Source organism: Hymenobacter terrenus, assembly GCF_000972495.1.
In the GTDB taxonomy this organism is placed as follows: domain Bacteria; phylum Bacteroidota; class Bacteroidia; order Cytophagales; family Hymenobacteraceae; genus Hymenobacter; species Hymenobacter terrenus.
The window spans coordinates 1-2,171 of sequence record NZ_LATM01000094.1 but is presented as its reverse complement, the minus strand read 5'-3'; the positions used below and the strand labels follow the sequence as shown (position 1 = coordinate 2,171).

Sequence of the window (2,171 nt, the reverse complement as noted above, 5' to 3'; positions counted from 1 at the left end):
GATTTTACGCCCATTGAACTAGCCTTCAGCAAGCTCAAAACCAGCGCCGTGGAGCACTCGTGAAGTACTCCCGCAGCGCGGGATAGCTGCATGGGGCTTGCTGAACCCAAGAGGAAAAAGCTCCCGGTATTGCCGGGCTGGTCCCTGCTTTCGGGGCGCGTGGCCAGCAAGGCGCGCCCACCCTCCTGAATGGAAGACCTGCCCTCATCGGTTGACCCCACCCTACCGACTACGCCCGAGGCGCGGGCGGCTTATCTCAAAGCAGCGCAGACCACGCGCGACCTGGCCGGCCTGGCGCGCCTGTTTGAGGCCGAGCTGCTCGCCCACCCCGCGTTTGAGGAAGCGATGGCGCCGTACTTCGCCCAAAGCCCGCCGCACGTGGCCCGCCTGTACGCCCACGCCAAAGCCGGCGCCTACCTCCAAGGGCCGCTGCTGCTCAAGCGGGCGGGTGCGCACTTCGTGGCCCTGCGCGAGGCGGCGGCCCAGGACCTGTGGGAGATTCAGCAGAAAAAGCTCTTCGATTTGCAGTGTCGCTGGCGGGCCGAGCACCTCTCGCTCCCCGGGGTGCGCCACACCCAGGACTTTCGGCAGTGGGAGCAGTACCTCGAGTACTGCCCGTGGCTGCCGCCCATCACGGCCGACGAGGTGGCACTCTACGAGGCCTACCTGCGCTCGGACCACTACGTGCCCAGCCGCAACTGGTCGTGGCAGGACTATGACAGCTTCCGGAGCACGGCTGAAAGCGGGGGGACGACGACGGCTACACCGCCGCCGAGCACCGGGCGTACCGCACCCTGCCGGCGTGGTATGCGTACCATAACGCGGCCACCGGCACCAACTACCTGCTGACCCTGCCCGACGTGCGCGGCGAAAAAGAGGCGTACTACATCGGCCTCACCGAGGCCGACAAAGCCGAGAAGCTGACCGTCCAGCGCGCCCGCGGCGAGCTGGCCGCCAGCTTACCCTGGCACCCGCTGATCAGCCGCCACAACGATTACACCGCCTATTTCCAGCAGTTCGAAGACCCCGCCGAGCTGCCGCGGCTACTGCGCTGGTACCAGGCCGAGCGCGCCGACGCGCGGCGGCGCCACGGCTACCTGTTCGAGGCCACCAGCTGGCTGGAGCGCGCCCTGGAGCAGCAGGCGGCGCCCTGGCCCATCGCTGCCCACGCCGACTGGCGGCTGGCGGTGATCGAGGCCGGCCGGCCTGGGGGCAGCAGCTGGCCGACGTCTTGGTCGAGGTCTGGCACGAGCAAGCGCAACACCGCGCGCTGGGCTTGCCCGTTACGGGGCCCAAACGCTATGGCGAGCGCCCGCCGTTTGCGGCGCTGGATTGGGCCGAGGGAGAAAGCTACCACCCCAAGTTTATTTTGCGTGGCCCCGAACTGGCCGGCGAGCCCCGCGACTTCAACTTCTGATCGCCCTTTTAGCGCCCCTCCATTACCCCTGCGTTAATGAGTATTGCCGTGGCGGGCCGCCTAGTGGGGCGAGGTGGAGGAGTGGGTGCGTTGCCGGTGCTGTTGACCCCAGCGCTCGAGTTGCGCGATAATGGGGCGCAGCTCCCGGCCCATCGGGGGTAGTGCGTATTCCACGCGCAGCAGAACTTCCGGGTAGAGCGTGCGGGGGAGCAGGCGGTGGGCCTCCAGCTTGCGCAACTGCAGCGTGAGCAGGCGCTCGCTAATACCGGGCAGCAGCTTGCTGAATTCGCCGAAGCGGTGCTGGCCGCTAGCCAGGTGGCCGCAAATGGCCAGGGTCCACTGCCCGGCCATCAGGTGAGCGGCATAAACTTCCGCGCATTCAGCCAGCAAGGCCCACTTATGCTGCTGCACGCTGGAAGAGGCTTTTAGCTTAGTCATGCTTACACAGCGGGTAGTAGCGTACAAGGGGGTGAGAAGAGACGAGTTGGGAGGGGGCGGTGCTAGGTTTGCGCTGCAACCAACCGCCAGCACATGACCAAGACGTTGATCATCGTCACGCATCCGGACCTAAGCGCGTCTGTGGCCAACAAGCAGTGGGTAGAGGCCCTGGGCCTCTACCCCGAGCGCTTCACGCTGCACGATCTTTACGGCCAGTATGCCGCAGCTCCTATCGACGTGGCGCGGGAACAGGCCCTGGTAGAAGAGCACGATAAAATTATCTTTCAGTTCCCCTTCTACTGGTTCAATTGCCCGC

Annotated in this window: 4 protein-coding genes; 3 read left to right on the top strand and 1 reads right to left on the bottom strand. The window is 65.8% G+C overall.

What is annotated here, in order from left to right; translation table 11 throughout:
• The first annotated feature begins 189 nt into the window (after positions 1 to 189).
• Together WX88_RS26575 and WX88_RS26570 are read left to right on the top strand one after the other, a co-directional pair.
• Positions 190 to 849, top strand: coding sequence for a hypothetical protein (locus tag WX88_RS26575; RefSeq protein WP_046247466.1), 660 nt, complete (start codon positions 190 to 192; stop codon positions 847 to 849).
• Positions 850 to 860: 11 nt separating this feature from the next.
• Positions 861 to 1,454: a hypothetical protein gene (locus tag WX88_RS26570; RefSeq protein WP_046247465.1), complete on the top strand. Its 594-nt coding sequence runs from the start codon at positions 861 to 863 to the stop codon at positions 1,452 to 1,454.
• Between the two features lie 23 nt (positions 1,455 to 1,477).
• On the opposite strand, the gene WX88_RS26565 is transcribed toward WX88_RS26570, so the two are convergent.
• Complete coding sequence (locus WX88_RS26565; protein ID WP_046247464.1) at positions 1,478 to 1,855, bottom strand: winged helix-turn-helix transcriptional regulator; 378 nt, start codon at positions 1,853 to 1,855, stop codon at positions 1,478 to 1,480.
• Positions 1,856 to 1,948: 93 nt separating this feature from the next.
• Between WX88_RS26565 and WX88_RS26560 the strand changes: the two genes are divergently transcribed.
• Positions 1,949 to 2,171, top strand: a 223-nt coding sequence (locus tag WX88_RS26560) for an NAD(P)H-dependent oxidoreductase (protein ID WP_046247463.1), incomplete at its 3' end; no start/stop codon positions are given.